This is a genomic window from Cupriavidus sp. F041, from assembly GCF_057814235.1.
Genome location: NZ_JBVASY010000001.1, coordinates 2,041,579 through 2,068,174 on the forward strand (window position 1 = coordinate 2,041,579; position 26,596 = coordinate 2,068,174).

A 26,596-nucleotide genomic window follows, 5' to 3' on the forward strand; every position below is an offset into this window, starting at 1 on the left:
CGTTGTTTCACCACTCTCACGCCAACCCGCCTCATCACGGTGCGCGGTACTACCTGGCGATTGCGGCCTGGCTACTGGTACCGGGACTAGCCTACGTGCTTTGGCAGCTTATGGCGGCAAAGGCGTGAATCGGCTCAATCCGGCCCGGTAGAAAGCCGGATATGAGGAAAGCTCACTAGTTGTCACAATCCGCGAGTTGGCGAGCCGCCAGGCATCACAAAAGTAGCGGCGCCATAACGGAGCTACATCATGCTTTGGGTCGCGGGGTTCATCCTGTCTTCACTCGTCTTGCGGGCGGTCTACTTGCATCGCCACGTGGCGGCAATGGGGTTGGTTCGGCGCGACGCCTCGGGTTGGCTCAGCCACGAGGTGCGGCGGCGCGTTTTATTGGTTGCGCTCCCGGGACACGTCTCCGCATATCCGGTTCCAAGAGAGGAGCGCGTTCGAGTCGTTCGGCTTGCCGGTGTGGTCCTGTGGCATACAGAGCTGAGCATTGCGCTGCCGGACGAGGCATGTTCGCATCTGAGCGATATCTCTCCGCAGGATTTCGATGCCCGCTTTCCAAGTCGACTGCGGTTGGGTCCTCCGAGGCAGGGAGCTTAGTGCGCGCCTGCATCCGAGGGGAGTGAAGGCGCCGGTACGAGGCGTTATTGGGAGAATGTCACGCCTTCGCTTTGAGGATCTGCAGCGCAGGCTCTGCGTCCATCCGCTCCGCCGGGTAGGGCCGCATGAAGCTGCACGCTCGTTCCGGATTCCGGCAGGTCAGGCAGTCGTCCCATTCCGCCCGCGGCAAGGCTCCCAGGTGCGCGGACATTGATGCCGCGGCGAGTTGTTGCGCTGGTGGAGGTGCGGCAGCGTGCTGCCTATGAGGTGCTGCTAGAGGTTTCAGTGGCGGCTTGCCAGTGACCGGTCGGAAGAACGAGGTGCGTGCGCGCAGGCGCGAGTGGGTGCCGCCGTCAGACCAAGGAGCCTTTCCAAGCCGGCTTTCTGCGCGGAGACGGATTGTTCGGGGATAAGAGTGCTCATCACTGCTCCATAGGGTGAGGCTGCGAGTGTTCGAGGGGGAAGTCTGACGTGGATGCGCCGCAGTGATGGTGTGCCCTCGAAAGAACAAAGCCCTTCGTCACTGCGAAGGGCTTTTCTTCTATCTTTGCCGCTTACGTGCGCAGGCGACCACAGCTTGCGAATCTGCGAGGCTTGCAAGCCCTTGGGGCCTTGCTTCGGCTCAAATGCCACCTTGGCGCCCTCGTCCAGGGACCGATATCCCGCACCCTGAATTTCCGTGTGGTGCGCAAACAAATCCGAGCCACCGCCGTCCGGCGTAATGAACCCAAAGCCCTTTTCGTTGTTGAACCACTTCACAATGCCAGTCGCCATTTCATCCTCGAAGCAACGCGCATGCATATTGCATGCAGAAATAAAAATCCAAACTAGACCTAATACTGCACCCTGGGCATTTCGCCGTCGCGAGAATTTTGTGCATATTGACCCTTCAATTTCGCTGCGCCTGGTTTCGCTTGGTGCTGTCGCGCGAAGGAATATTTTTTTTGTCGCGGCAATGAGTGGTAGCACGTCTGAGAGCAGGGTGACCAGCAGCGACGATGAACCGAGAATCCTCGCAGAAGCCGACCGCGCATTGGACACACTCAACGTGACAATTTGGTGTCAGCCTAGTGCGCCAAAAGGATGATATCGGCAGGGATAAGGGTTGCACGGAATCTGTGTGACGTCAATTCAACATGTGAGCTAGCCAGTATCAGGGGGGCCGCAATACCAAGAAATAGCGCGAAAATGTTTCTCATATCTGACCTGAAAATATTTTAACTTCACGTAGATTTATGGGGTAGTCATTGCTACCACCCGCGTATCCTCCCCGGCGACGCGGGCTTCTTTTCTGTGCAACAGCGCACAGGAATTTTTGCGCTGTTTGACCTACACTTTCCAAGCATAAGTCGCACTTAGTCCGCCAATTCTGCTGGGGCTGTCTTGGCCATGGAAATCTACCAACTGCATCTTGTTTCTTCGGGTGTGAACCCCCGATGTGTTATTGAGGGACACAGAGCTCGCGTGCCTGTTGAAGGCAATCAAGTAAGTCTGGATGGGAAACAGTTCGAGGTTTACGGTTGCCGTACCGCAAGCGGAAGAGTGCGAACGGGACCGGTTGGACTTGCATCGGGAACCCTAGTCGAAGTCTGGTGCGATAACAACGGAATGCTCGTGTGTGCACGGGCTGATGATGTAGACCGGGTGCGTGCCGCGAAGGCGGCGAGAGAAGCGGCAGAGGAGGCCGCCTTACGGGAGCGCGAAGAGGAACTTCGCATTCGAGCACAGGTGTTTAACGCTAGCCTTCCTATTCCCATCAGGTGGGTTCCCGGTGCAGTCGCAAGTGAACCCAGTCGCCTGCTCGGAACGCCAGACGACGAGGGGCAGCTTTTGGCCAACAATGTTCATGTCTTGCTGAAACAGGACTTTCGCGACGGACGTCTGATGCGCAGCGCTGGTGATTTGCTTTGCATGCGTTCGCGGCGAATCACCGAAAAGCATTTAAAGCTGCGAAAGGCGGAGGCGTATGCCGCCCGAGTTCGACAGTTAGAAGCGTAAGTCTTTGATTTGATTGGAGCCGACTGCGAAACGCTCCACTACAAGAGAGTCAGTTGCGTCGTTTTGGCTGGTTTGCGAACCTTCAATGCGGAGAGAACCCGGGCCTGCTCCTGGCTGATGGCCGAGAGCCCTGCCACGGACTTGGATTGGTCGATGACGATGCGGTGGTGCTGAATGCGATTGAGCATGGCAAGAGCTCGCGCGGGCGACAGCTCGCTGTTGGCGGCCTGCAAGCGCATCCGCATCACCCGATACAGAATCAGTGCCATGAAGCAGATGGCCGCATGGGCGCGGATACGGTCTGGCAAGCGGTGGTAGACCGGGCCAATCTCGATCTCGGACTTGAGCACACGGAACCCGCGTTCAATATCCGCCAATGACTTGTAGCGGTCGACGACTTCACGTGGTGAGAGATCCGCGGCATTGGTGACCAGCAGCAGCTTGCCATCCATCATGCGGGCACGATGCAAGGCTCGCTCATCGATGGCATAGCAGAAGCGCTCGCTCTTTAGATCGACCTGGATGATACGAGCCAGATGGGCCTCGCAGACCGCATGGTAGAAACGTGCGCGGGCACCGCCATCCGAGAGCTTTTTGCCACGGCTGCGATGGCCGGTGTCTTGCGCATCAAGCTTACCCACCCACTGCGCGGCAAGCTGCTCCAGGTGCGCAATCTGCGCATCGCGCTGCCTGCCTTTCTCCTGCGCTGCCACGGGGTCGTGCGCCACGATCAAGCGCAAGCCGTTCCACGGCACTTCGCCCAGGACTTCTTCATGGGCCGGCAGGCATTGCTGTGTGTGGAGGCCTTCCAATGAATCGACCACATCGCTGTAGCGACGGCCCGGTACCGCCAGGATAAATTCCAGCGGCGCACCGTCTGGCAAGGTCATCGCCTGCAGCTCTGCCAGGTTGTCGATCGAGAGCAGTCCCCGATCGGCGACGACGATGACGCGCTTGACGGGGAACCGGCTCAGCACCTTCTCGAGGGTTGGCTTCAGCGTCGTGACTTCCGCGGTATTGCCGTCAAACACTTCGTGATAGAGCGGCAATCCTTCTGCCGTCTGCACGACCCCCAACATGAATTGCCGGGCAATGACGCCTTCCTTGGCCATGCCGTACTGGCGCACATCATCTTCTTGCTGCGACAGACCCTCGGCACGAATGGTCGTCATGTCGTAGAACACCACCGATAAGGTTTGATCGACCAGCGGACGCAACAGCCCCGCCAACACGGCGTCGACGTCTGCCTGATGCGTGACCAGCGCGTCCATTGCGCGCAGCAGATGTTGGTGGTCGACGGCTTCGATGGACAGCCCTGGCAGGCCAACCGTTTCCAGCCAGCGCAGCACACCCAATTTGGATTCCGGGTCACACAGGCGATTGAAGACCATGATGCGCACAAGCGCTTCGACATCGATGGCATGGCGGGTGCGTCGGAACACGCGGCGCAAGCCGTCGAAGCCGAGCTCTTGCCACAGTTCGGAGAGCGCCCACACGTCGCCGAGCGCACGGGCCGATTCGAACGTCACCGCGGGTTCGGCGGCTGCCTCAAGTGCGGGGCGGCCGGTGACTCGCAACAGCCCATTGATCACGCCTTCCATGCTGTCGCCAAGTTGATCAAGACGGCCTAAGGTGGCAACGGTGCGCTGCTTAGGCTGACCGTTGTCATCGCGATAGGACTCGACCAACTGCACATAACGGCGAGAACCGGAGGAGGTGACTTTGACGAACATGCCGTTACTTTACAGGCATCGAGTGCCTTGTCAAATATAGGCTTCGTTGTTACAAACGTGCCACTACAAGAGTTTGGCGCCCACGACCCGGGAAGCCGCGCCAGTGCTAGGGGCGACGGTCAGAAATGGCGAAAATCGGGCTCAAACTGTCGAACTCGGGATGCCGAGGTTTCTTGCAGGGAATGCCTTGCCGTCGCGAAGCGGTGGCGCAGCGACTGATTGATGTTGCCCGGCTCGAACCGCACAACATCCAGGGCGCGCCCGTTGGCTAGTCACGTAATGTGCCGTCTTCATATCGCCCGCATTGACAACTGTGCGAACCAACTCACTGCATGTCGCCGGTTACCCTCAAAGCAGTTTGCTTCCCACAATGGTAGTAAACCTACAGAGCAGAATTGTCGTGGGCCCCGTCCTGTCGTTTGCGACCAGTCAGCATGGCGACGATGAGGTTCTCTTTGTGAACCTTGCCGATGGCGATGGCGGCAATGATGTGTACCACTATCAGTGCCATCAAGATATCCGCGAGTAGTCCATGCACATCCTTCGGCCAGTCCTCGCCCCAGAATTCATCTAACCTGGACATCCAACCCGATACCGCGAGTGCAAGGATGAGCGCCCACATTGTGAGCATCATCAAAGCACCGAGCGGTGTATGGCTTAGATGCCGCGTTGGCCGGCGGGCAATGATTCCTTTTAGGTCCGAGATGACCCTGGAGGGTGTAGGGACCCAGGTAGAAAACCGTGCGGGCTCAGTGCCGATGAAGCCCCAGAGAATACGAAACAACACGAGGGCCGTGGCAATGTATCCGGTGGCGCGATGCAGCGGTCCGCCGGAGTCCTCGAACAGGTTCCACAACACAAGCGCCGCTACGCTCCAATGGGTCACGCGAACCGCAATATCCCAGACACGTACCGATGCGGTGCTTGTCACCATGTCGAGCTTAATCGGCTACCGCTATTTCTCGATTTCCGATTTCACGACGTCCAGTGTCTTGGTGTCGTAGTAAATCTCGGCCTTCTTGCCTTCCTTCGTGGTGCCATAGATTTCATAGCAGTTGCCATCCACTTTGAATTTTTTTATGTTGTAGCCCTGCGCCTCAATCTTCGATTTGGCATCGGCTTCTTTCATCCATTCGGCTTTGGGATGTGCGACGCATTTGGCACCGGCGAAAGCGCCGGTAGAGAACATGCCGGCGAGGACGAGCAAACCAATCCGCAGCATAGAAGGTCTCCAGTTCAGTAGTGGATGGCCGCATAGCATATCGAATTCAATAATGATTCGCAATACACTTTTGCCTTCAGCATTCCCCCCATGGTCAGTCTTCGTCATCGTGCCAGCGATGCCATTCGCGGTGACGCTCTCTCCACTCGTGCTCTCTCCAGCGCTGTTCACGCCATTGGCGTTCCCGCCAAGCTCGCTCGCGCCAGTCGTCGTAGTACCCAGGAGCAACAACGACGGGTTGCGACTCCACGACGACTGGTGGTGGAGCGTAAACGGGAGCGGGGGCATACACGGGCGCAGCTACGAAGGGCATCGGGACGCCGATGCCGACACCAACATTCACATGAGCCTGCGCGCCGGCGGATGCAACGGCGGCGACAGCCGCCAGGATGGCCAGCGAAATAGCTTTTCTCATGGTTACATGTCCTAAATGAATGCTGCCTACCTGAAAGGTCCCCAGCCTCGGAAGGGCTCGTGTGAAAAGCAGCAGGCAGCTATCAACAGGAACGAGGGGAGCGGAATGCTCGTTGACGGAATCATCCCAGGACTTTGTATCCAAATCTGTCCGCAGCGGGTAGGTGCCGGGAGCGTGTCGCCTTGCACGGCAACGGACGACAGGCCCGGGCGACCACGGGGGAAAGCTCCCATGCCGGATGCAGCCGTTCAGCGCTGCCATAGGCAGTTGGAAATTTGGGAGTCTGTCTCAATGCGTACGACATAGCCGTGTTCGGCCGCACAAGCGCTGCTGCTGCGTCTTCGTTGGGAAAATGATGGCGGTTCCCGAGGCTTTAGTTTGGGCACGGCGTATGTGTGTCAAGTTGTCACACGCATGTAACCTGGAGGTCTTAGGTTTGCCGCCTCCAGCAGGGAGCGCGCGTGATGGAAAATCTTTTGGGGCTGTTAGGAAAAACAGATAGAGGTCGGCAGGAAGTGACCGTACGGTCGGGGGCACTCGATGGTCGCCGCCGCGCGCTCCTAATTATGGTGGATGGCCGGACCAGCTCGAAGGAAATTCTCGCCTTTGCCGGGGAACTCGGACTGGATGCGAGCGCAGTGCTCCAATTGCTGCACGCGGGCTTCATCCGAACAGTCAGCGAAGCCGATGACGAGCCTTCTGTTCAGTCGTTTGCGGAAGTGCCGCCTGTATCCGCAAAGTCCGAAGCTGCCCTCCAAAGGCGGTCGCTTGCCACGGCCAGGATGTATTTGATGGACGCAATGGTCCGAGCGTTCGGTACAACGGACCACGCCGTCAGGAGGCGGCTCATCGAAGCAACGGACCCAGTTTCCATCGAAGCGGTGTTCGGAGAGTTTCTTGGGATACTGCAGGAAATTGCCACGCCGTCGATGGTGGGGCAAATCGAGGAATCGTTCCGGAGTCTTATGCCCGTTGGCAACCAGGATTTGGTGTGCGGATTAAAGGCATGCGCAGCTGTGCCTGCAAGGGACGAATCAACCCAGCAGAATTCTGCATTGGTGGTCGAGCAAGTCGCTGCTGCTGCAAGCATGCCGACGCGGCAACCGAAAGCTTGAGGTATCAGCTCTCACCCGAGCGAGACCCGCCCCGGCAGCTCAGGCTAACCCGATGACTGCGTGGCGCCGTGGGTGCCTGCAATTGGCCACTACTAGTCGTCGTGTCCGTGTCGGCCGTGCTCCCCGTGGCCATGCTCCCCGTGGCCATGCTCCCCGTGGCCACGCCCACGCCACCTCCGCTCGCCTTGGTCGTCGTCATCATCGCGTCCCCGCCAGTAAGGGGCATACACGGGAGCCGGACCCACTACAACCGGTCGCGGGACATACACCGGCTGCGGCGCAACATATACAGGCGGAGCCACATAGACTGGAGCAGGTTCGGCATAGACGACACCGGGCACCCCAATGCCAATGTCGACATTCACGTGTGCCTGGGCGGTCGACGCAATTGCGAGCAGTGTGCCGGCCAGCACCCCGAAGAATGGAAGCTGTTTCATGTGTTCCCTATCGCAAAACGGAAGTTATTGTGCCGGCCCGCGCCGGGAACCCATGTGCGTCAACTGTAAAAAAATGTAACGTAATCATCTGCTGATTGTGAGGTGCATGGGCAATGCGGTTTTCGGCGGGGAAAGCTTTCATATGAGATACGAGTAATGTCAACGATTCTGCCGCAGAATCGTTGATAAGGGGGAGGCAGTGTGCCTTATATTCTGAGGAGGGGTATCGTGGTGAAAAGATTCTGTGCGCTCTTCGCTGCAGCGCTTTTTTCGGTAGGTTTTGCTTCCGCGCAAACAGCTGCACCAGCGGCCGCCGCAAAACCTGCAGCGCCCGCCGCTGTAACTCCGGCTGGCTCCTCGAATTGCGAAGCGCAGGCGGTTGACAAAAATGGCAAACCGCTAGCAGGAGCTGCTAAGGCCTCCTCTATCAAGAAGTGCGAAAGTGGCAACAAAGGCAACGCGTCAGCCACCTGCGAAGCCAAGGCAGTGGGGAAGAACGGTAAGCCACTTGCCGGAGCTGCGAAGGAGTCGTTTATGAAAAAGTGCGAAGCTGAAGCCGGAAAATAATCTCCAATCCGCGTAAAAAAGCCGGCAACACGCCGGCTTTTCTCTATTCTCTAAGCTTTCAACAAAAAGTGAATCTGTAGTCTGCCCCGAATCCCTGAAGGATTACATCGACATCAGCTTCAAGGGTTTTGGTGTCGCGGGCCTTGAAGGCCAGCCACTCGTATTTCATCTTGTGCCAGAGCTTCTCGATGCGATTGAGCTCCGGGCTGTACGGTGGCAGGAAATACAACGTCAAGCCTTTCGTTTGTAGCAGCCGGAGATAAGGCCGCAGTGCGCGGGCCGTGTGGACGGAAGCATTGTCGAGAATCACGGTCAGCGGCTTGCCGACGTGTTCGACCAGCAGGCCGAGAAATCCAGCGAACAGCATCGAGGTCATCGTCTCCCACAACTTCGCTGCAAACAGTTCTCCCGAAGACAGCAGTGCTCCGACCACGTTCAGACGCTTACCGCGCCGGGCTTCAATCATGTGTTGCTCCCCGACAGGTGTCCACGCACTTCGATTCGGCTGCGCTTGCGCGAAGCCAACTTCGTCTACGTAGGCGAGTTCGATTTCGCCACGCTGGGCTTGCTGGACCAACTCCCCAATTTCGGATTGGGCTTGTCGGAACCGCTGTTCGTCCCGCTTTTTTTTAAGCTATGCCGGGTTCGCTTCCATACCAGCCCCGCCCGTTTGAGAATCCCTGTCAGCGTATTGCGGTCGGGTAGCAGCGACGCATTACTACGTCGCCGCCCCCTAAGAACCGGACGTGCGAGTCGCCCCGCATCCGGCTCAAGCCATTCGTTCAGCACCATTGTGTGGCACCGGGCAGACCAGCGGAACGTTTCGCGGTTCGACGGCGGGCAAAGTAGGCGGCCCATGCCGGGTCAAACGGATTGGCCAGTCCCCGGATTTTGACGTGTCGCTGGATCGCGACGGTCGTTGCGCGGAAGAGTTGCAGGCCGCAGGTGTCACCCTCGGTTGAACCCTCTGTTGCAAAATCCCAGGACCGGTATCCGTCGCGCCGGAAGTACCGTTGCCGGACCCATCGGGCTCCTTTCATGGGGTGACGACGCTTCGCCCATCTCCAGAGCCGTTGCCAGATGTGGGAGTCGATTGAGGAGAAGATCGCTTTCGACACGACGTGACGGTGATACTGGGCCCATCCCCGGATCACAGGGTTGAGCTGTCGTATCAACGCCTCCTGCGTGGCGCTCGCGTTTTCCTTGATGATTCCCCTGACCTTGTCAAGCAGCGACTTGATGCTCTTGTTCGCTGGCTTGATCAGCAACTTGCCGTCGTACTTGCGCACGTTCTGGCCAAGGAAATCGAAACCCGCCGCTATGTTCGTGATCCGGGTTTTCTCTTCCGAGAGCTCCAGACCCCGAGCCGCCATGAACTGCCTGACTGCCGGAAGTACCCGGGATTCCAGCACATCTTTCGATACGCCAGTCACCACAAAGTCATCGGCATAGCGGACGACGTTGAGCTGCGCCTTTCTGCACTCAAGTGTGGATGTGCCCACACTTGCATGAACTGCTGCTTCAAGTCCGTCCAACGCCATATTCGCGATCACAGGCGAGATCACACCCCCTTGGGGTGTGCCCGCTTGTGACTCGAACAAGGTTCCTTCATCGATATATCCGGCTCGAAGCCACTTGCGCAGAACCTCCTTATCCATCGGTACGTTCTCCAGAAACCAGGAATGACTGAAGTTGTCGAAACAGCCCCGAATGTCACCCTCCAGAATCCATTCTGACGAGGCACGCTTGGCCAGAACGTTGAAGCACTGTTCGATGGCATCGGCGGTCGAGCGCTCGGGCCGAAAGCCGTAGGAATTGGCGTCTGCAAGGGTCTCCGCGACGGGTTCCAGAGCGAGCTTCCATAAGGCCTGCATCGCCCTGCACCGCATACACGGGATTCCTAACGGACGCTTCTTCCCATTACTCTTGGGAATGTAGACACGCCGCAACGGCATCGCACGATAGCCACGATGTCGTAGCGACAGCATTCCGTTCCATCTGGCCGCCGGGGATGACCATATCTTGCCGTCCACCCCCGGCGTTCTCTTACCGCGATTCTCCGTCACACGCTTGACGGCGAGCATCTTGCCGCCATGCGAGCGGGTTAGCAGACGTTGCAATGCTTTCACCTTGCCCCATCGGCCTTCCTGAGCGGCCTTGGCGATACGCATCTGAAGTCGCTTCACCTCTGCTTCGATGTGCGACCAGTTTGCATGGTCCCACATCTGCGCAGCGCTCGAGAGTGCACCAGCGTCAGGAGCTTTCGCGTCCGTTGCCGTCATCTGCTTTCCCCCGTATAACGATTGTTCAAGGTTATCTCGCCATGAATGACCACGCGGAAGTCTGCCCGCTTTCGCGTCGGGCGATGTCTCAGCCCGTATCCCGTCCAATACAGCCGGGCGTTCGCTTTCTCCGCATTCCTTTACCCACCGCGCCAACAGCGTTCCTCGCGGTTCGCCTGCCGTTGCCGGCGCCGCGATGGGCTTACCCTGTTCCGCATGAATTTCCGAGCGGGGCGGACCCTTCCTCTTCGCCGGCGGCTTGTCGTCCATGGTGGCCCAGTTCACGAAGGCCACTCCACACCGCGTACCGTTTTGGTCCAAGCCTGTCAGCACGTTTGGCTTGTTGATTCTGACGACGTTTATCGGAAGTTCACATATGTTGATCGTACCCACTCATCCCTTGCTCCTCTCCGCCTCTGTGCTGGCAGATTCCGCCTTACCTCGCGGCTCGGCGTACCGGTTATCCGGCGGCTACGTTGTCCCCAGAGCTTCACACCGAGCTGTTACCGGCTCCGCATGCCCGGGTAGGGAACGGTTGATGGAACAACCGGTTTCATCAGGTAATACCTGCTCCAGTGAAACAGAAACTCAAGCGACTTTCAGGTCGCACATGAACTCGAATCCCGAACTTCTCTTCGAGTCGTGCCAGCAGTTCCGCGGCCGTCAGCGCCTCCTGCGTCGCCCACATCTTCAACTGCTCAACCTGCGCCGGCGACAGCTTCGACGGCGCACCGCTACGCGGCGCGTCCGACAGCCCTGCCATGCCTTTGTCCAACCAACGATAGCGCCTCTCGTACACCGCCTCCAACGTCAACTCCTGCCGCCTGGCTATCTCCTTGGCTGGCACGCCGTTGCTAAACATCAGAATCGTCCGAGACCTGTCTCGTGTTCTCCAATCACGGCGGCTTCTCGCCAAAACCTCAAGCTCGGTACGTTCTTCCTTCGTCAGTTCCAGCGGCTTCAATACGGCCATCGTCTATGTCGCGGTTCTTGTTCGGCCCGATAGTATAGAGATATTTATTGTGAGGCGCTTAACACCGTGCTCGATGGCGGTCATGCTTGCGAGTTAAATCGCGGGTACGCTGACGACGGCCGGTTCAGTGCTCCTCCGGTCGTCTTCTCCTGGTTATAAGATTCGCCGCATGGCTAATGCCTCGCGGGCTTTTTTTTTGGTCTAGTGAGCAGTGTCAGCTTTCGTGTCCGTGTTGGCCGTTTTCCTCACGGCTGCGATGGCCTTGGTCGCTATGCTCCTCCTGTTCGCGCCACCTCCGTTCACGCCAGTATTCCTCCCGTTGTTCGCTTTCACTCCTATAGGGTGAGTATCGTGAGCTCGGAACTACAACATAGACAGGCCGGGGCGCAACATAGACCGGGGTGGGTTCCGCATGTGCGACGCTAGGAACGCCAACGACAATATCGACATTTGCTGCGGCAAAGGCCGACGAGGCGAGGCAGAACAGCGTGCCGACAATGGCCCTACCGATTGCACGGTACTTCATTCCCGATTTCTCCTGGCTTTTCGTGCCCGCAATTCTATGGACACAACCTTGTCCCTTGGATGATGTTTTTTTGTTAATTCGCTCTTTCGAGGCGAGCATATGAGCGTGGCTCAATCCTCCTCCTCATCATGCCAGCGACGCCACTCCCGATGATGAATGCGCCACTCACGCTCGCGCCAGCGCCTTTCTCGCCACTGCCGCTCTTGCCAGGCACGAGCGCGCCAATCGCCGTAATAGCCAGGCGCAACAATAATAGGCTGCGGTTCGACATAAACGGGGGCCGGCTCATAGTAGACGGGAGGCGGCGGGTAATAAACGGGAGGCGGTGGAACCACGTACGCTGGCCCGGGACGGCCAATCCCAATGCCCACATCCACACGTGCCTCAGCGACGCCGGAGGTAAGGGCGGCACCTGCAGCCAGTAGGCAGATGGCCAAGGCTTTTTTGCATGATGATGCTCCTTACGTTTCTACTGGCACTCTATACCGCCACTGGGCGCGAGGGTACTTGTGAACTAATACAGGGGTTACGACCTGTAACAAGGCTAGGGTGCCGGAAGTTGATGAGGCCGCAGCTACACACGCCGCCATCGTGCAGGATGAGGTAACGGGCCCGTCAATCTGGCTATCTCCGCGCTAGCGCAACTCGCACCGCATGCAGAGTGCGGACGTTTGAATTGCACGTTGAAATGCCCTTGAGGCCGTGACTTCCGGTGGCGCTTCTTCGGCAGGGATAAGGGAGAATCCCCAACGCGCGAAATAGGCTGGGGCCGCAGTGGACAGGAGATAGGCGTCTCGTGCTTCATTGCCGCGTGCACGCATCAAGAGCGCCTCAACCAATCGGCTGGCGATGCCTCTCTCGCGATATGCAGGTTCAACTGCTACAGAGCGGAAGAGGATGCACTGTCCATGGTGCTCTGTCGCTGCGCAGCCAACGATGCGGCCATCACACAGAGCGACGTGGAAATTCTCGATAATTTCGACAACATCTGCGGCAGGTAGCCTGCAGCGTTCAAGCAATGCAACGATATGCTGCCAGTCTGAGTGAGAGGCCGAGCGTAGGTGAATGTCGGTCAACATGATGAAGTGACTCCAACTTGCGCTTCCTTAGGCTAGAGAAGCCTGCGGCACGCTCTAGTAATACTGAAGGCATATGTTTGCCTTCTTTTCGGCGTTTGGACCGGCTATCAGGCGCTGCCGGCGGTGAATCAGGAGAGGGGAAGACATAGTCATGCGCGGGAACAGTCTGCCGGCGCGGGGAAACAGGCTGGCCATACCTTCCATACCAAGAGCCCTGCCACGTAAGGCAGATGGTTGATGAAGGTGGTCACCCCAAGTCACCCCACAGTCGGCACACATGGTCATGCTGGCATTGGCGCGTTCAGCGTAGCGCGCGGAACTGCTGAACCATCCTGTCCAGCAGTCCTACATGAAAGGATTACGGCCGTGCTATCAGTTGATGATGCGCGTCGATACCAATCTCACCCCGCATTTTCCCGTGCGTCTTGCCATCTGAGTGGTAGATGACAAGAACGGCGTTGTTGTGGGTGATTGTCGTCGGTGACATCGTCGTCAAGACCGCCTTGCCCCCTGCATCGGCCACGACATCGTTATCCATGCCATTGCCATCGAGCGGCGTGAAGCCAACTGGCTTCTGGTCAAAGTGATTCTCGAACAGGCTATAGCGACCGTGCGGCTTCAGACCAGCCAGTACTACGGTGACTTTTTCCCTCCCATTGGGCTGCGGCGTCAGAATGACCTGCCCCTTGGCGCTAAGCCAAGCGCCGAGGGACATATCGAGAGCCCGTCCCGATGCGCTCATGATAGGCAAGGTCGGTGCGTCAGCAATCAGCGCATTGCGCAAGCCGGCGCTGCGCTTGATATCTTGGGGGCCAACGGCCGCTGGTGCGCCTTGGGCCGCGACAAACACCTGTGGGTCTAGTGGCGACTTCTGCTGCGTCTCCTTCGAAAAGAAGGCCGCATGTGTTTCAAAGTCCAACACCCGGCTTTCGCTGGCCGCATGGGTTGCCATGGGCGTCAAACTTCCCAGGCCAACCAAGCAGGCGGCTACGGCGCGTTTGAGTTTCAGATTCTTGAGTGCGTTCATGTTCTTTCCTCAGTGGGAATTTTCAAACTCTGTAGCTCGCTGGCTCGGCGACTGAACCTAGGTAGCCGCACCTATGGGTCAGGGCGCGCTGGGAGCAGTGCGATGTGCCAACCTGAGCGCGAAGCGCAAACATGCCGGAGAAATTGTACCGGCGCAGAGCCATGTGTTTGGTCGACATCTTCGCGGTAGCTGCAGTAACACGTCAATTGGATATCGGCCGCGTGCCCGCAATGCGGCATCTCCGGCTTGGGCAAAATCTATGTCGACTGGCGACAGGACCTTGGCTCACCGGTCATCCAGTGCGGCGCAAATGTTCCTATGCTCCGATGTTAGCCACGCGAGCAGCACGAGCCCGATGGCTGTTGCATTGGGGGACACTTATTGGTGCCATACGAGCAGAAAACGCAGCAGTCTCCGGCCTTGGGCCTGAGCACCGCGTTGCATTCCTCGCACTCGTAGAACCACTGGCAAGCGTCGGTCGGCATAGTCTCTGCCTTCGCGTGTCCGCACATGGGGCAGGTAATGATTGATTGCAACTCGGTGCTCATCATTGCCCCTGCCTGACGGTCGACGGATAGCCGGCATTCGCCGTGGCTGCGGTCAACGCTTCCGGTGAAGTCTTCGTGGGGTCAAAGGCCACGGCGGCGCGTTTGGTCTTGAAGTCGACCTTCGCGGACTGGACGCCCGGCACTTTCTCCAGCGCTAAGCGAACCGTGATTGGACAAGCTGCACAGTCCATGTTGGTCACGTCAAGCGTAACGGAGCGCGTACTGGCGGCAAGGGCTGTCGCGGCAACGAAGGCTGTCGCTAGCACCAGTGCTGGCTTCCTAAGCATGGTGATATCTCAATAAAATAGCGGCGCATATAGTGGGAACGCCATCAGCGCCGTGGCGCCAAGCGCGACAGCCCAGAACACGACCCGTTGGCGGCGCCGCACGGCTGGAACCACGCAGACCTCCCCCGGTTTGCAGGCTTCAGGCTTGCGGTAGAGGCGATGGAAGGCGAACGCGAAGAATGCGAGCGAGCCGGCCATGAAGAATGGCTGAAATGGCTCCAGGGCGCTCAGTCGAGTACCCCACGCGCCACCGAACCCCAACATGACCAGCAGTAGCGGCCCTGCGCAACAAGCTGACGCTCCAACTGCCGCCCCTGCGCCGGCCATCAGAGCACCGGGTGTCGTCCATCGACTTGCCATCACACTTCCTTTTCGACCTGCTTACACGTAGTCTAGGTGCGTACTTAAGTACGGAGTCAAGTAATGAAATCGGCACTGACAATCGGGCAGTTGGCCAAGGCGGCCAATGTTGGCGTGGAGACGGTGCGCTACTACCACAGGTGCGGGTTGCTACCGATACCGGAACGCGCGTATGGCGCTATTCGCGAATATTCGCGGGAGAGCCTTCAGCGGCTCCATTTCATTCGCCGGGCGCAGGCGCTCGGTTTCACCCTGGATGAGGTTCGTACGCTGCTACAGCTCAACGACGGCAGCACATGTGGAACAGCCCGCGCGCTGGCCGAGCACAAACTCCAGGTCGTGGAAGAGCGGTTGCGGGATTTGCGCGTACTACGAACGGAACTGCGAAGCCTGGTGGGGCAATGCCGCGCCAATCGCGGAGAGATTTCCTGCCCCTTGATTGACTCGCTGTGTGAATCCGACTGACGGCATGTGGCGCCCTGGGTCGTGTGCCGCATGAAGCACAGGCCTACCCGCTACGGCGGGCTTATGCCGTTCTCGATAGTTTCACGCGGTCTTCTCCTTTGCACTAAGATGGTAATGATTCTTGTTACTATTCGTTGGTGCGACTGAACGAGGGCCGAAATGTTCGCGATGCTCATGATTACCTTTCGTGAAGGTGTGGAGGCGTTTCTTATCGCCGCCATTACATTCGCATTCCTGCAGAAGACTGGGCGCCAACACCTTGCAGGTGCGGCAAAGACCGGCCTCGTAGCTGCGCTGGTGGTGTCGGCGGGACTCGGGCTTGTCCTATTCCGCGCGGGTGGCGTGAGCCCGCTCGCGGAAGGTTGGCTGGCGCTGCTGGCGGGTGCTCTTGTGATTTCCTGTACCTGGCATATGCTCCGGCACGGCAAAGCTATTGCAGGAGAAATCCGAAACCGGCTTTCTAAAGTCTCTGACGAGAAGGCGGTGGGGCCGTGGCTTGCTGTTTTTGCCTTCGTGCTCCTGATGGTCGGGCGTGAAGGCGTCGAGGCGGCCACGATGATTGCCTCCCTCGCCGCTGGCGCTGCTACAGGCCAGCTAGCCTTGGGCGGTGTGCTGGGGCTCGCTTGCGCCGGTGTGCTGGCCTGGGCGTGGACTCAGTACGGGAGAAAGGTCAACCTGTCACTGTTCTTTCAGGTTACAGCTGTCTTTATGGTGCTCTTCTCCATTCAGTTGGCCATCTACGCGGTTCACGAGTTTTCGGAGGCAGGCGCACTCCCGTTCGTCAATAATGAGGCCTGGCATAGCGCGACTGAGCCCTATGGACCTGAAGGCCTCTATGGCATCTGGCTGAGTTACAGCCTCGTCCTTGTGCCTCTGGCATTTCTCATCTTCGCTACGGTGTCCCACCGAAACATGTCGAAGCAGGTGCAAAAAAGCTAAACCGACTTGGCTACATTAACTTAAAAAGCTCTTGGTCAAGAAGGGGACTTCTGCAAGAACCAGTACTACTAACTGGTAGCACTCGAACGTCGGCTATTTGCTTGTGCCAGAGTGTCGTTTTGGCGAGGGACCGGCGTGCGTGACAAGCCGGTCGATTTGCCACGAGGCACCGCCTTCGACGCCCGTTACCGTCGGAAGGGTAAGCGCTATCTTTGTTGGCCGGCACGAGTGGAGGTCTTGTGTACTCTCCCGTGGTGGATGAGCGCCTCGCCAACATGCAGTGAGTTTGTCCGAGCACATGAGTCCGGGCACTAGTGCTCAATTTCTGCTGCGTGAGTCGGCTTACGAGCATGCATGCGACCGAATTTCCTATATAGCAAGTAGTCCAACGACCAGTTGCCCGCGCCTCGGCACAGGAGCACCAATAGCATGGCTGCCCACTGGATGTGCGTGGGCCATGCCAGCGGGTAGATGAATACCTCAATGACTGCCGTCATACCGAGCAAGACCAATGCGACAGGGCGGGTCGCCAAGCCCAGTACAAGCAGAATCGGCGCGATTAGCTCGATTGACACAGCCATATAGGCCGCAGGCTCCGGTGGAAGGAATGGCAAACGATAGTCCTCCCTGAACAACTCAAGTGCGGTGTCCCAGTTGGCCAATTTTGTCGTCGCAGAGTTCCAGAAGACCGTGGCGACCGCGAGCCGTAGCGGGAGCGCGAGGACCGTGTGCGGTACTCGTTTGAGCCAGCCGACGGCGCGCAGTATGAGGTCTGTCATTGGTGAGCGTGGAGGGATAGACTGAATTTCGTGTGTCATATGGCAAGGTCCGCGGATGGTCGGTTGAACACTTGACTGGTTGGGTGGGGCTCAGTGAAGCATCCCGATGCGAGCAAGGTGGCGAGCCAGACGTGAGCTGCGGGGTCTGCTGTTTCGTCCAGCGCAGCATGCAAGAGGTCTCCCGCAAGTAATGCCGCCGCGAAGTGCCACTGACGCTCGGCTAAGCGGTCGATGGCCACGCCGGACGCAGTTCGGCGAACACACAGCCAGACCGGGCCGTCGGCCAGATTGATAGCCGCCAAGGCACTGTCGTCGCGTGCCAGCACCGCGCGCCAGATTGCGTCCACTGGGAAGGCTGACTGAATCAGCTGCACCGCAGGGTGCGGTGCGAAACGGATTTGCCATAGTTCGGCGTGCTCCAGTTCCGCGAGGCGGCCCAGGTCAAGCGGCGTCGCATCCGGTGCGTGCAGCACAGCATTGACAGCCCATTCGAGCCGGGCAGTGTCCGGCAGGTAGGCAAGCGACGCGGCTTCCGGCATCCGCACCAGGAATTCCGGGAACGACGCGCCATATGCATCCAGCCACGCGCTCTGCGGTGGACAATGCTCGATGAACAATCTGGCCGCACCTTCGAAGAACTCGGGCCCGACCAGAAATTGGATAGATGGAAAGGATAAACGCAGCGCGGTGAGAGATGCGCCGGTTGCCGTATTTCGGTAAATTCCGAGCCGTGCCTGCGGGTCCAGCCCACCGGGTACCAGATATGCGGACGCGTCGCCAACCGAAAGGCCCAGCATCTCCTGGCGGATGGCGTGCTGCAATTCAAGCAGCGTTGGGGTACACGCTTTCATTTCGCCGTTTCTCCAAAGCCGCTTCGGCAATCGCCGCCTCTTCCATCAGGACATCGAGCGCTGGAATATCGGTGTCCCATTCAATGAGCGTGGGAACCGGCCCAAAGCGCTTGAGCGCGTGCTCATATAGGGTCCATACCGGAGGCGCGACGCGTGAACCGTGGTCATCGATGCGCAGGACCAGCCCCCGGTCAAGCCGCCGCAAGCTGTGGCCGGCGAGATGGAGCTCGCCAATCGCCTCCGGCAGCAATGCATCCAAATAGGCCTGTGCATCCCATCCGTGATTGCTGGCGCTGACGTAGATATTGTTGACATCGCACAAGATGCCGCACCCCGTGCGCTGCGCGACCTCGGCGAGGAATTCCCACTCAGGGATGGTTGAGTGGCGGAAATGCAGATAGGTCGATGGATTCTCAATGAGGATGCTTCGCTGCAGGCGGGTCTGGACCTGGTCGACATGTCTGCACACGATAGTCAATGCTTCGTCGGTCAGAGGCAGGGGCAGTAAATCGGCGAGATAAGTGCCATCGCTGACGCTCCAGGACAGATGCTCCGAGACCAGCCCGGGCTCGACTCTCTCGACAACAGAGCAAACGCGCTCTAGATGCGCGGCATCTATCCCTTCCGCGCTGCCCAAGGATAGGCCTACCCCGTGGAGCGAGATTGGGTAGTCTCGGCGAATGGCGTCCAGGTAGCCTGGGGCACTCCCTCCGCCCATGTAGTTTTCGGTATGCACCTCGAACCACGGGATTGCGGGGCGTTCCTCGGCAACCATTCGGTGGTGGCAGAAGCGCAGTCCGACCCCGGCGCACGCCGGAATCGGGCCGGATGCACACTGCGATGCAACAGAAGCGGCATGCATAGGTTGCCCCGTGCTCAAGCCGGCTTCAGCTTGCCACCCTGGATTTTGCCGCAGTCACCAGCAGGCAGCAGGATGAACGACTTCGTGTCGCGCGCCTGGGTAGCTTGCCCTGCGCAGGAATGGGCTCCCTCGGCGCAGTCGTTCTTTGACACGGCATTTATCCCGTAACACTTCTCCAATTTATTTTTTTCCATCCTGGCCATGTTGTCTTTGACAATCTGCGGCATGCCGCTCATGTCCTTCATGGCCTGGGCTTGAGCTGGCAGAGCCTGCATTGCTAGCGCCAGCCCGATGGCGGATGAGAGCGTCGTGGCGGCCAATACATGCTTGTTCATCGTGCATTCTCCGAATGATTGCGGCCAGGCATTCAGGCCGTATCTGAAAGTTCGGCTGGTCAGGGCCGGAGGTTACGTCGCAAGCAAAATATTTTCTGCGCGACAAACCAATGTTCGTGACGCAAAATGCCGACATGCACCAGCACCCACATCAACCCCAAGCAGCGCAGGGTTCCGATAGGGATGCCCGGGATTCGGTCGCGCCATGCCCTCAGACCGAGCGACCGGCAAGCCGTCCAGACGGCACGCCGGATTGGTCTATCGCCATGGTCAAGGCGCAGGGCGGTGACCAGGACGCCTATCGTCGCCTGCTAGAAGGTATTGCACCGTACGTCCGCGCGCTCGCCGCGCGCCAAATGCGCAATCGTGATGACATTGAGGACACGGTTCAGGATGTGCTGCTGACGATACACGTTGTCCGTCATACATATGACCCGTCCCGGCCGTTTGGGCCATGGCTGGTCGCTATCGCCAACCGGCGTATTGTCGACGGGCTACGCCGGCGTGGACGCGCGGTCGTGCATGAAGCTCCGCTTGAAGCCGAACATGAAACATTTGTGGCTGCCGACGCGAACCTACAAGAAGAGGCCGCGGACGCGCGTGTGGTTAGGGACGCAATCGAGATGCTATCGGTCGGTCAGCGTGAAGCGGTGCGGATGCTGAAACTGGAGGAAATGTCCCTGAAGGAGGCTGCTGCTGCGAGTGGAATGTCGGTCGCAGCATTGAAAGTGGCCACGCACCGGGCAATGAAGCGTCTGCGAGCACTGTTCCAGCAGCGAGGTGGCAACCGATGACGAGGACTTCCGACCTGATTGACCTCCTTGTGGCCGAAGCAACACCGGTACGGCGCCTGCGCGCACCGGCAGTGCGGGCTGCCTTCTGGCTAGCATTTGCGGCGCTAACGGTGCTATTTGTCGGAGTCGGACATGGCGTGCGGCCCGACCTGTTGTTCAAACTGCATCAGCCAGTCTTCATCACGGGTGTTGTTGCCGCCATCGCAACCAGTGTTCTGGCGGCCGTGGCTGCGTTTATTGCTAGTGTTCCAGGCTGGTCTCGCCGTTGGTTGTTCTTGCCGGCACCGGCCGTTGCCATCTGGGTTTCCACAATTGGCTATGGTTGCCTTTCCAATTGGGTCAATATTGCGCCGAACGGCATGTCTCTCGGTGAGACTGCGCGCTGCTTCGCAACACTGACATTGGTCGGTGTCCCAATATCGCTGGTGATGCTAATGATGCTGCGTCACGTAGTTCGGCTGTCGGCGAAGCCGGTCGCGATGGTGGGAAGTCTCGCGGTTGCCGCAATGACGGCGACGGCATTGTCAATCTTTCACCCGCTCGACGCCACAATCATGATTCTGCTATGGAACTTTGGTGTGGCTGTGCTCTATCTCTGCTTGAGTGGCTGGTACGGACACAGGTTTCTTGAATGGGTGTCGCAGCATTGACGATTGCATGGAGAGGAGCGGACTGGTGAGCTCGAGCCCATAGTCGACTTGGTCGGCGAAGAAACAAATGTCGCCTGTAACAGCAAAGGGCAGCTTTGAGTCGGCCATGGGAATGAGATGACGGCCCTGGGTTTTTGCATCGGCCGAACACCGAAGCGGAGAGCGCTCCTCGCCGTTGACAGGCGGCAGGAAAAGGTTCGGTCATGGTCCGATACAGGCAAAGCGCTACCAAAGCGCTTTCGAGGGTATCGCCTTCATAGTAGTGTCATCTGCGTGTCGACATAATCTGTCGTCGAGTATCCCTTCGAATGATATGCACGTAACGATTCGTACATTTACTATCCCAGGAAAGCGGAGCCGCGAGCCTCTGCACCAGGCGGCCGTGTACGCCACAACAGAACAGGACGCCGCCCCCCTAATGAGAAGTGATTGGAGTCAGCAAGAGCTCGAGGTATTCGAAGCAGCGCAGAATTGGGCTAGACGAAATTCTTTTATCGTGTTGAATCCCCGGTCGGACTCATTCTATGGAATCGTTGCCGGCCGCTAAGTGGAAAGGCTGCCATGGCGCTGCTGCCCGGTACCATGGGATTCAGGCGCGATAGTACGTTCCAACCTACCCACGTATAGCGCTCGGTACCATTGCGGCGCCGTTGTGGGCAGAGTGCTGGCTTGCTATTTTGACCTTGCTCGCGGCGGAGCGGCTTGCACGGAGTTCAGCCGTCACTTCCACCTGAAAGTCCAGAAGGGCCTCTTGTGCCGCCAAGCCGGAGGAGAGTGTTTGAGTTCCAGACTCGCCATTGACGTTGCGCAGCCGAGCGATTGTGCGCTTTGCTGCGAACAAAGGCAGATAGACGTGAACCCGGGCATCGGCGCTTAGTTCTAGGAAAGCTGCGAGGTAGGTTTCCCTGACGACTTCGGCGGGGAAGCCTGTCTCCATCGCGATTCTCATGACCAGATGGTCTGGGTTTTCTATTCTCATGGTTCCCCACTTTCTTCTTGGCCTCCCGTCAATTCAATATGACGTGGAGCACTCATGTGATTTCGCGTCCCCTCAAGCCCATCTCTCTCGGCGGTACGCTGCCGGTAGGGACGGATTACCAATCTAGTCAACTTTGAGGGCAATTGCCGACGTGCGTGTGTTCCCGCCGCAGATGTTTTTTTGGGGGGGCAGCTTGCGGCACATGTAGACATGGCTAGCGCTTGGTGGCAAGGCGCCCAGTCTTCCCAGTCTTAAGGGCAGCTCTGTTTTGCAGTGCGTGCGACCGCGCCCCCTTGATGCTGAACCAAGGCCTCTCGAAGCCTGATGAGGCGCCTGGGGCTTGCGCATTGGTGGTGGGCCCAGCGGAACTCTTTACTACTCCCAGGTGAGCGTCGCGTGCTTCAGCAAGTGAACCGCCAAAATATAGTCAGCCGTGCTGAATTGCGCGTGCTTCCAGTTCACACAGGCAGGCCTCCGGTAACGCGGTGAACTCGAACGTGCAATACAAATGCCGCTGCCTAAATGTGAGTTTTGGTGCTCGTAGCCCGCGAACAAGGGCTTCCGGAGAGCGCACAGCAACATGCTCGATGGTTCGGAACTGCCCGAGGACGCCATATTGCTGCCCGAGCCTTCCAAGCTCGAACGAATCTTCCCAGGCGGTCTCATAGTCGAGGTCTACCGTCCCCTCTATCCGGGAATTGATGCGTTCAACCGCACTGGCCCGATTGTGTGCGACGTAGACGGCCTTGGGCGTACCTAGTCGGTGGAGTCGCGGTGCCAGAAAATATATCGAGAACTGTAGGTCTGCGCAACCGGAAGCGGCGCGCGATTGAAGTACCTGCTACATCGCGCTGCTGGTCGAGAAATAGTGCCCCACCAGCACATGGCCCTCATGAAACGTCAGTTCAACCTCGCACTTGCCGCCAGACTGGGGCGTGACCCGTATCGACGATACCCGCTTGGGCTGCCCAGCCTGGATGCGCACGTTATCCGCTTTGTGAGATGGATGACGTTTCGACTCTGCCTGTGTTCTAGGAGTTTCTGGGGGCTATTGGCGCACCCACGAGTCGGCTACACGATACACGGGTCGCGATAGGTATCATCTCCCACAGCCGTGGCCCCTATATGATTAATATGGACCTCGCCATAGAGGGAGGGGCAAGCGTAGCTTGCCGTCAGGACACGAACCGAGCGGGCCACCGCGCCGCAGGCGATTGTGTTCATTCCTAGTAATGGCGGCACGGCGCTCATATGCGTCGGGCGCATCCGGCATAAGCGGAGAGCGAGCGTGAAATCAGTCGATGAATGCAGCGCCTTGGAGACGTGGCTAGTGCGGGTGAGTGGTCGAGTGCAAGGCATCGGTTATCGCGAGGCGTGCATACACGGCGCACGGGCGTTGGGCATCACCGGTTGGGTTCGGAACCGCATGGACGAGTCGGTCGAGGCAATGTTGCAGGGCTCACCAGCGGTGCTCGCAGAGATGTGCGATTGGATGCGCGATGGCTATGCGGCCGCGCTCGTCGGCGACATTAAGGTGACGGAGGTAGAGCCTCCGTTTCCAAGGCTCGACCGTTTCGAACTCTTGCCTACCCTGTGAGCATAGCAGGCGTTCATTTCAGCAATAATGGCAGCTGGTCTCAATCTGAGCTAAGCAATGCAACCTATCCCCACTAATCCGCAAAACGATTTCTTGAACACAGCACGCAAAGAGCGGAAGCGTGTCGAAGTGTACTTAGTCAACGGAATCAAGCTGACCGGCTCAATCGCGTCATTCGACCAGTTCGTGGTGATGCTCAGCGGGCCAAGCGGTATGCAAATTGTCTATAAGAGCGCAATTTCGACCATCCAGGTGCCGAGCGGCGTCCGTCAGCCAGGTTCGGGCACCCGCTCCGAAGGGCGAACGAACTTCGGCGGTGAGTCGAAGGAAGATGTTGTTGTCACGCGAAAGCGACGTGTCACGGAGGGCGATAGCGGAAACGAGTAGCTCCCTTTTGCACTTTGCAGCCTGCGAAGGCGGGTATTTTCGACCGGCAGCCCAAGTGTTACACGTTCATGTCGCATATTCTTTCTTCATTTTTGCTTTCCTTGGCATTGCTAGCGAGCCACGGCACCTTCGCCCAGTCCTATGTCGAATGTAAGCCTCTGGACAAGGCGGAACTTAAACTGGCTCCCAAGGCGACGCTGTTGTATCTTCGTTGTCGCGCGAGGCAGACTTCCTATGAAGCTCAACGCATCAACGGCGCTTCGCAGAAGTTCAAGGACGATTTGTTGTTCGCGTGCCAAGACCAGGTAATTGCGGTCGAGCATCAGTTGCGCGTGAGCCACGGTTTCACGACGGAGTCGCTGGCTAAAGAGAGATGCGATTACTGAGGTTCTTTTGGTCGCAGATGGAGGTTTGGTGAGTGCGCTGGTAACGCCTCAACAGAACGGTCGGCGAACAGGGAAAACGCCCCGGGGGACGAGGATTGCATCTGCCGGGCTTCTAACACGGCGGGCGAGGTCGTCATTGATTCTCGCTCGGTTCCGCCGAGAAAGCTCAACCTCAGTGACCGTGATTACTTCACAGTTCAACAGCGGTCGGCCGATGCCAGCCTCTTCATCAGCAAACCGTTCTCACCGCATCTAACGAAGACGATTGGACTAAGCCGACGGCTGACGGATAGCCACGGCCAATTTGCCGGCACCGTTGTTGGGACACTTCGGCTGAACTACTTCCACCGCCTGTTTGATGGGATGACTCTTGGCGACCACGGCTCCATCACGTTGGTGCGACCCGACGGAACGGTTCTGATGCGACGTCCCTACAACCAGAGGGATATCGGTCAAAGCATTGCAGGCGTCTCGTCATTCAAGCCGCTGATTCAAGCTGAGCGAGGCAGTTACATTGGTACTGCGGCGCTGGATTGTGCCCAACGCCTGTACAGTTTCAGGCATATCGGTAAATACCCGATACCGCGCGAACGTACATCGGCCACCAGTGCGGAAACCAGAAGAGCGGCCAGACCTGCACGTCTCGCCCGTTCGGCCACGGCGCCCCGTTGTAGCAGGCCAACCTTGCCGCCAAGTTCTTCGATACGGTGCACCCAAGGAGGCCAGTCCGGTCTCGGCTGACATGAAATTACACCGCTTCGCTATGTATTCCGCCAACGGACAGCGAGCACGACCGAAGCAATGCCTCCACATCACGAAGGTCTGCCTCGGTCGCACGGCACGGCCTCATAGCGTTACCTGTGAATTCGATGAGTGATGACGAACGCCTTGGCGTTCCGGCTGTTACCCACCAGCATAGCGCCCACCCATCTTAGTCATCGTAGTCGTCATGCCAGCGTCGCCATTCGCGTCGGCGCTCGCGCCACTCGCGTTCGCGCCAGCGCTGCTCCCGCCACGCACGCTCCCGCCAGGCACGGGCCCGCCAGTCGTCGTAATAGTAGCCCGGGGAAACTACCACGGGCGGAGGCTCGACCACCACCGGCGCAGGCTCGTAGTAGACAGGGGGCGGGGCGACAACCGCTGGCAATGGGATGCCGATGCCGATACCTACGTCCACCCGCGCTTGAGCAACGTTCGAGGCAAGGCCGGTCGCCCCGGCCAGTATCAAAAGTGCTGCGACCCTTCGCATGGTTTACTCCGTTTCCTCTTACAGAGACTCTAGGTCGGCATGGCTCAATGGTGTATTAGCGGACTCGCACAGCGGTTACTTTCTGTAACGCGATGTGGGGCGCTTGGTGTCCAGCCGGATTGGACGGGCTACAACACAGCGCGCATCTTCGGCGTGGGACCGGGGTCGGAGTACGTCCGAAAGGACGAAGACCCGCGCTGATAGTGGGGGCACATTCGGCCACGCTTGCGAGTCAAGCTTGCCTGTTTCAGAACTTACGGATTGTCACGAGTTTCGAGTCAACTCGGCTCGGGACAGTACCGTTCTTGCCTGTAAGCACGGCGCATTGCCGAGCTGCTAAAAATTCCTCAGGAGTTCACGTCATGAAGAAGCTGTTCACTGCTCTCGCCTCAGCAGCCCTCGTCGGTACGGTTTTCGCGCAGACTGGTGTGCCAGCTTCCGCGACTCAGCTGCAAGCAGAGGCGACGAAAGACCAGGTAAAGGTCGTCAAGGAAAAGAGCGCCACGCAGGCAAAAACCGACAAGGACAAGAAGAGTGTCAGCGCGCAGGGCGATGAAGCAAAGGCTCAAGCCAGCGCCGGCAAGGAGAAGGCTGACGTAAAAGCTGACGCCAATAAGTCCGTCGCCAAGGGCACGCACCACAAGGCGAGCAAGATGGGGGCCGCCAATACCGAGGCTGGTAAGGCGAAGGCTGAAGTAAAGAATGATGCCGACAAGACGAAGGCCAAGGTGGATGTTCCGAAGCCGGAGGCGCAGGCCGACGCAGCGAAGGCTGCAGCCAGCGCCAATGTAGACAAGACGAAGAAGCAGTAAGCTGCTCCCATCGAGCGGACGGGGGGTACGTTGCCAAGGCAAAGGCCATCGCGACGAAACTCGAGTGCAGGAGCTTTTTGGAGAGTGCCAGTTAGCTGGAAGGCCAGCCTGGCCTCTCCGCATTTGTCAAGAATGGGAAGCGCCATGAATGCCTTTCTCGCATTGCTAATTGCCGCATCCACGCTGCTCGGCGGTTGCGTCGTGGTGCCATACGATGGCGGGAACTATGGTGGATATTATGGTCCGTACGGGTACTGGGGCTACCGGCACCATGGGTACCATGGGCACCACGGACACCACGGGGAAGACAACGACTAAGGCGGAGTTTCGCGCTTTCGT

General features: G+C 58.5%; 31 protein-coding genes and 3 pseudogenes. 12 read left to right on the plus strand and 22 right to left on the minus strand.

What is annotated here, in order from left to right; translation table 11 throughout:
* Positions 1-1,182: 1,182 nt before the first annotated feature.
* Positions 1,183-1,377: pseudogene (locus ACZY0R_RS09230) on the minus strand (cold-shock protein); the annotation flags it as partial.
* Between the two features lie 615 nt (positions 1,378-1,992).
* On the opposite strand from ACZY0R_RS09230, the gene ACZY0R_RS09235 reads away from it, so the two are divergent.
* Positions 1,993-2,601: a hypothetical protein gene (locus ACZY0R_RS09235; RefSeq protein ID WP_488858089.1), complete on the plus strand. Its 609-nt coding sequence runs from the start codon at positions 1,993-1,995 to the stop codon at positions 2,599-2,601.
* A gap of 38 nt (positions 2,602-2,639) precedes the next feature.
* Here the strand turns inward: ACZY0R_RS09235 and ACZY0R_RS09240 are convergent, their stop codons facing one another.
* From ACZY0R_RS09240 to ACZY0R_RS09255, 4 genes are all read right to left on the minus strand, one after another.
* Positions 2,640-4,334 (minus strand): IS1634 family transposase, encoded by a 1,695-nt coding sequence (locus tag ACZY0R_RS09240; RefSeq protein ID WP_488858090.1) that lies wholly within the window; start codon positions 4,332-4,334, stop codon positions 2,640-2,642.
* A 382-nt stretch (positions 4,335-4,716) separates the two neighbouring features.
* Entirely contained in the window at positions 4,717-5,268 is a 552-nt protein-coding gene (locus ACZY0R_RS09245; RefSeq protein WP_488858091.1) for a cytochrome b/b6 domain-containing protein, read from the minus strand.
* A gap of 21 nt (positions 5,269-5,289) precedes the next feature.
* On the minus strand, positions 5,290-5,556 hold the full coding sequence (locus ACZY0R_RS09250; RefSeq protein ID WP_488859602.1) for a PepSY domain-containing protein: 267 nt from the start codon (positions 5,554-5,556) through the stop codon (positions 5,290-5,292).
* A gap of 94 nt (positions 5,557-5,650) precedes the next feature.
* A complete protein-coding gene (locus ACZY0R_RS09255; protein ID WP_488858092.1) occupies positions 5,651-5,971 on the minus strand; it encodes a hypothetical protein in 321 nt (106 codons plus the stop codon).
* Positions 5,972-6,435: 464 nt separating this feature from the next.
* Between ACZY0R_RS09255 and ACZY0R_RS09260 the strand changes: the two genes are divergently transcribed.
* Together ACZY0R_RS09260 and ACZY0R_RS09265 are read left to right on the plus strand one after the other, a co-directional pair.
* Positions 6,436-7,086: a hypothetical protein gene (locus ACZY0R_RS09260; RefSeq protein WP_488858093.1), complete on the plus strand. Its 651-nt coding sequence runs from the start codon at positions 6,436-6,438 to the stop codon at positions 7,084-7,086.
* A gap of 668 nt (positions 7,087-7,754) precedes the next feature.
* Complete coding sequence (locus ACZY0R_RS09265) at positions 7,755-8,090, plus strand: hypothetical protein (protein ID WP_488859604.1); 336 nt, start codon at positions 7,755-7,757, stop codon at positions 8,088-8,090.
* A gap of 58 nt (positions 8,091-8,148) precedes the next feature.
* Here ACZY0R_RS09265 and ACZY0R_RS09270 read toward each other — a convergent pair.
* The 10 genes and pseudogenes from ACZY0R_RS09270 to ACZY0R_RS09315 form a co-directional block, all read right to left on the minus strand.
* Positions 8,149-8,706: pseudogene (locus tag ACZY0R_RS09270) on the minus strand (IS630 family transposase); the annotation flags it as partial.
* A 166-nt stretch (positions 8,707-8,872) separates the two neighbouring features.
* Positions 8,873-10,657 carry a group II intron reverse transcriptase/maturase gene (gene ltrA / locus ACZY0R_RS09275; RefSeq protein WP_488858094.1) on the minus strand — a complete coding sequence of 595 codons (1,785 nt, stop codon included), beginning with the start codon at positions 10,655-10,657 and terminating at the stop codon, positions 8,873-8,875.
* Between the two features lie 271 nt (positions 10,658-10,928).
* On the minus strand, positions 10,929-11,345 hold the full coding sequence (locus ACZY0R_RS09280) for a helix-turn-helix domain-containing protein (protein WP_488858095.1): 417 nt from the start codon (positions 11,343-11,345) through the stop codon (positions 10,929-10,931).
* 214 nt (positions 11,346-11,559) lie between these two features.
* Entirely contained in the window at positions 11,560-11,985 is a 426-nt protein-coding gene (locus ACZY0R_RS09285; RefSeq protein ID WP_488858096.1) for a PXPV repeat protein, read from the minus strand.
* Positions 11,982-12,308: a hypothetical protein gene (locus ACZY0R_RS09290; RefSeq protein ID WP_488858097.1), complete on the minus strand. Its 327-nt coding sequence runs from the start codon at positions 12,306-12,308 to the stop codon at positions 11,982-11,984. Before ACZY0R_RS09290 ends, ACZY0R_RS09285 begins: the two co-directional genes overlap by 4 nt.
* Positions 12,309-12,506: 198 nt before the next feature.
* On the minus strand, positions 12,507-12,950 hold the full coding sequence (locus ACZY0R_RS09295) for a GNAT family N-acetyltransferase (protein ID WP_488858098.1): 444 nt from the start codon (positions 12,948-12,950) through the stop codon (positions 12,507-12,509).
* 358 nt (positions 12,951-13,308) lie between these two features.
* Complete coding sequence (locus ACZY0R_RS09300; protein ID WP_488858099.1) at positions 13,309-13,977, minus strand: hypothetical protein; 669 nt, start codon at positions 13,975-13,977, stop codon at positions 13,309-13,311.
* A gap of 329 nt (positions 13,978-14,306) precedes the next feature.
* Positions 14,307-14,528 (minus strand): GDCCVxC domain-containing (seleno)protein, encoded by a 222-nt coding sequence (locus ACZY0R_RS09305; protein WP_488858100.1) that lies wholly within the window; start codon positions 14,526-14,528, stop codon positions 14,307-14,309.
* Positions 14,525-14,812: a mercury resistance system periplasmic binding protein MerP gene (gene merP / locus ACZY0R_RS09310; RefSeq protein ID WP_488858101.1), complete on the minus strand. Its 288-nt coding sequence runs from the start codon at positions 14,810-14,812 to the stop codon at positions 14,525-14,527. The genes ACZY0R_RS09305 and merP overlap by 4 nt, the downstream gene beginning before the upstream one ends.
* 9 nt (positions 14,813-14,821) lie before the next feature.
* Positions 14,822-15,172, minus strand: a complete 351-nt coding sequence (locus ACZY0R_RS09315; protein ID WP_488858102.1) for a mercuric transporter MerT family protein — start codon at positions 15,170-15,172, stop codon at positions 14,822-14,824.
* A gap of 63 nt (positions 15,173-15,235) precedes the next feature.
* Between ACZY0R_RS09315 and ACZY0R_RS09320 the strand changes: the two genes are divergently transcribed.
* Entirely contained in the window at positions 15,236-15,637 is a 402-nt protein-coding gene (locus ACZY0R_RS09320) for a MerR family transcriptional regulator (protein ID WP_488858103.1), read from the plus strand.
* A 159-nt stretch (positions 15,638-15,796) separates the two neighbouring features.
* The gene (locus ACZY0R_RS09325; protein WP_488858104.1) at positions 15,797-16,576 is read left to right on the plus strand and encodes an FTR1 family iron permease; all 780 of its coding nucleotides are present in this window, start codon (positions 15,797-15,799) and stop codon (positions 16,574-16,576) included.
* 311 nt (positions 16,577-16,887) lie between these two features.
* Here ACZY0R_RS09325 and ACZY0R_RS09330 read toward each other — a convergent pair whose 3' ends face one another.
* Genes ACZY0R_RS09330 through bufA1 form a run of 4 tightly spaced genes read right to left on the minus strand, consistent with a single transcriptional unit; the run spans position 16,888 to position 19,403 of the window.
* Complete coding sequence (locus ACZY0R_RS09330) at positions 16,888-17,355, minus strand: DoxX family protein (protein WP_488858105.1); 468 nt, start codon at positions 17,353-17,355, stop codon at positions 16,888-16,890.
* A gap of 35 nt (positions 17,356-17,390) precedes the next feature.
* Positions 17,391-18,206: an HvfC/BufC family peptide modification chaperone gene (locus tag ACZY0R_RS09335; RefSeq protein WP_488858106.1), complete on the minus strand. Its 816-nt coding sequence runs from the start codon at positions 18,204-18,206 to the stop codon at positions 17,391-17,393.
* A complete protein-coding gene (bufB, locus tag ACZY0R_RS09340) occupies positions 18,178-19,068 on the minus strand; it encodes an MNIO family bufferin maturase (RefSeq protein WP_488858107.1) in 891 nt (296 codons plus the stop codon). The genes ACZY0R_RS09335 and bufB overlap by 29 nt, the downstream gene beginning before the upstream one ends.
* Positions 19,069-19,082: 14 nt before the next feature.
* Positions 19,083-19,403, minus strand: coding sequence for a BufA1 family periplasmic bufferin-type metallophore (bufA1, locus tag ACZY0R_RS09345; protein ID WP_488858108.1), 321 nt, complete (start codon positions 19,401-19,403; stop codon positions 19,083-19,085).
* 110 nt (positions 19,404-19,513) lie between these two features.
* On the opposite strand from bufA1, the gene ACZY0R_RS09350 reads away from it, so the two are divergent.
* A complete protein-coding gene (locus ACZY0R_RS09350) occupies positions 19,514-20,197 on the plus strand; it encodes a sigma-70 family RNA polymerase sigma factor (RefSeq protein WP_488858109.1) in 684 nt (227 codons plus the stop codon).
* Positions 20,194-20,847 (plus strand): NrsF family protein, encoded by a 654-nt coding sequence (locus tag ACZY0R_RS09355; RefSeq protein WP_488858110.1) that lies wholly within the window; start codon positions 20,194-20,196, stop codon positions 20,845-20,847. The genes ACZY0R_RS09350 and ACZY0R_RS09355 overlap by 4 nt, the downstream gene beginning before the upstream one ends.
* Positions 20,848-21,460: 613 nt before the next feature.
* Here the strand turns inward: ACZY0R_RS09355 and ACZY0R_RS09360 are convergent.
* Both ACZY0R_RS09360 and ACZY0R_RS09365 read right to left on the minus strand, forming a co-directional pair.
* Positions 21,461-21,826 carry a DUF3562 domain-containing protein gene (locus ACZY0R_RS09360; RefSeq protein WP_488858111.1) on the minus strand — a complete coding sequence of 122 codons (366 nt, stop codon included), beginning with the start codon at positions 21,824-21,826 and terminating at the stop codon, positions 21,461-21,463.
* 841 nt (positions 21,827-22,667) lie between these two features.
* Complete coding sequence (locus ACZY0R_RS09365) at positions 22,668-22,811, minus strand: hypothetical protein (RefSeq protein ID WP_488858112.1); 144 nt, start codon at positions 22,809-22,811, stop codon at positions 22,668-22,670.
* Between the two features lie 303 nt (positions 22,812-23,114).
* Here ACZY0R_RS09365 and ACZY0R_RS09370 point away from each other — a divergent pair, with 303 nt between their 5' ends.
* From ACZY0R_RS09370 to ACZY0R_RS09385, 4 genes and pseudogenes are all read left to right on the plus strand, one after another.
* Positions 23,115-23,423 carry an acylphosphatase gene (locus tag ACZY0R_RS09370; protein WP_488858113.1) on the plus strand — a complete coding sequence of 103 codons (309 nt, stop codon included), beginning with the start codon at positions 23,115-23,117 and terminating at the stop codon, positions 23,421-23,423.
* A gap of 57 nt (positions 23,424-23,480) precedes the next feature.
* Positions 23,481-23,741: pseudogene (hfq, locus tag ACZY0R_RS09375) on the plus strand (RNA chaperone Hfq); the annotation flags it as partial.
* Positions 23,742-23,878: 137 nt separating this feature from the next.
* Positions 23,879-24,196: a hypothetical protein gene (locus ACZY0R_RS09380; protein WP_488858114.1), complete on the plus strand. Its 318-nt coding sequence runs from the start codon at positions 23,879-23,881 to the stop codon at positions 24,194-24,196.
* 363 nt (positions 24,197-24,559) lie between these two features.
* Entirely contained in the window at positions 24,560-24,937 is a 378-nt protein-coding gene (locus tag ACZY0R_RS09385) for a hypothetical protein (RefSeq protein WP_488858115.1), read from the plus strand.
* Between the two features lie 190 nt (positions 24,938-25,127).
* On the opposite strand, the gene ACZY0R_RS09390 is transcribed toward ACZY0R_RS09385, so the two are convergent.
* On the minus strand, positions 25,128-25,445 hold the full coding sequence (locus ACZY0R_RS09390; protein WP_488858116.1) for a hypothetical protein: 318 nt from the start codon (positions 25,443-25,445) through the stop codon (positions 25,128-25,130).
* Positions 25,446-25,807: 362 nt separating this feature from the next.
* Between ACZY0R_RS09390 and ACZY0R_RS09395 the strand changes: the two genes are divergently transcribed.
* Positions 25,808-26,257 carry a hypothetical protein gene (locus ACZY0R_RS09395; RefSeq protein WP_488858117.1) on the plus strand — a complete coding sequence of 150 codons (450 nt, stop codon included), beginning with the start codon at positions 25,808-25,810 and terminating at the stop codon, positions 26,255-26,257.
* Positions 26,258-26,596: the final 339 nt, after the last annotated feature.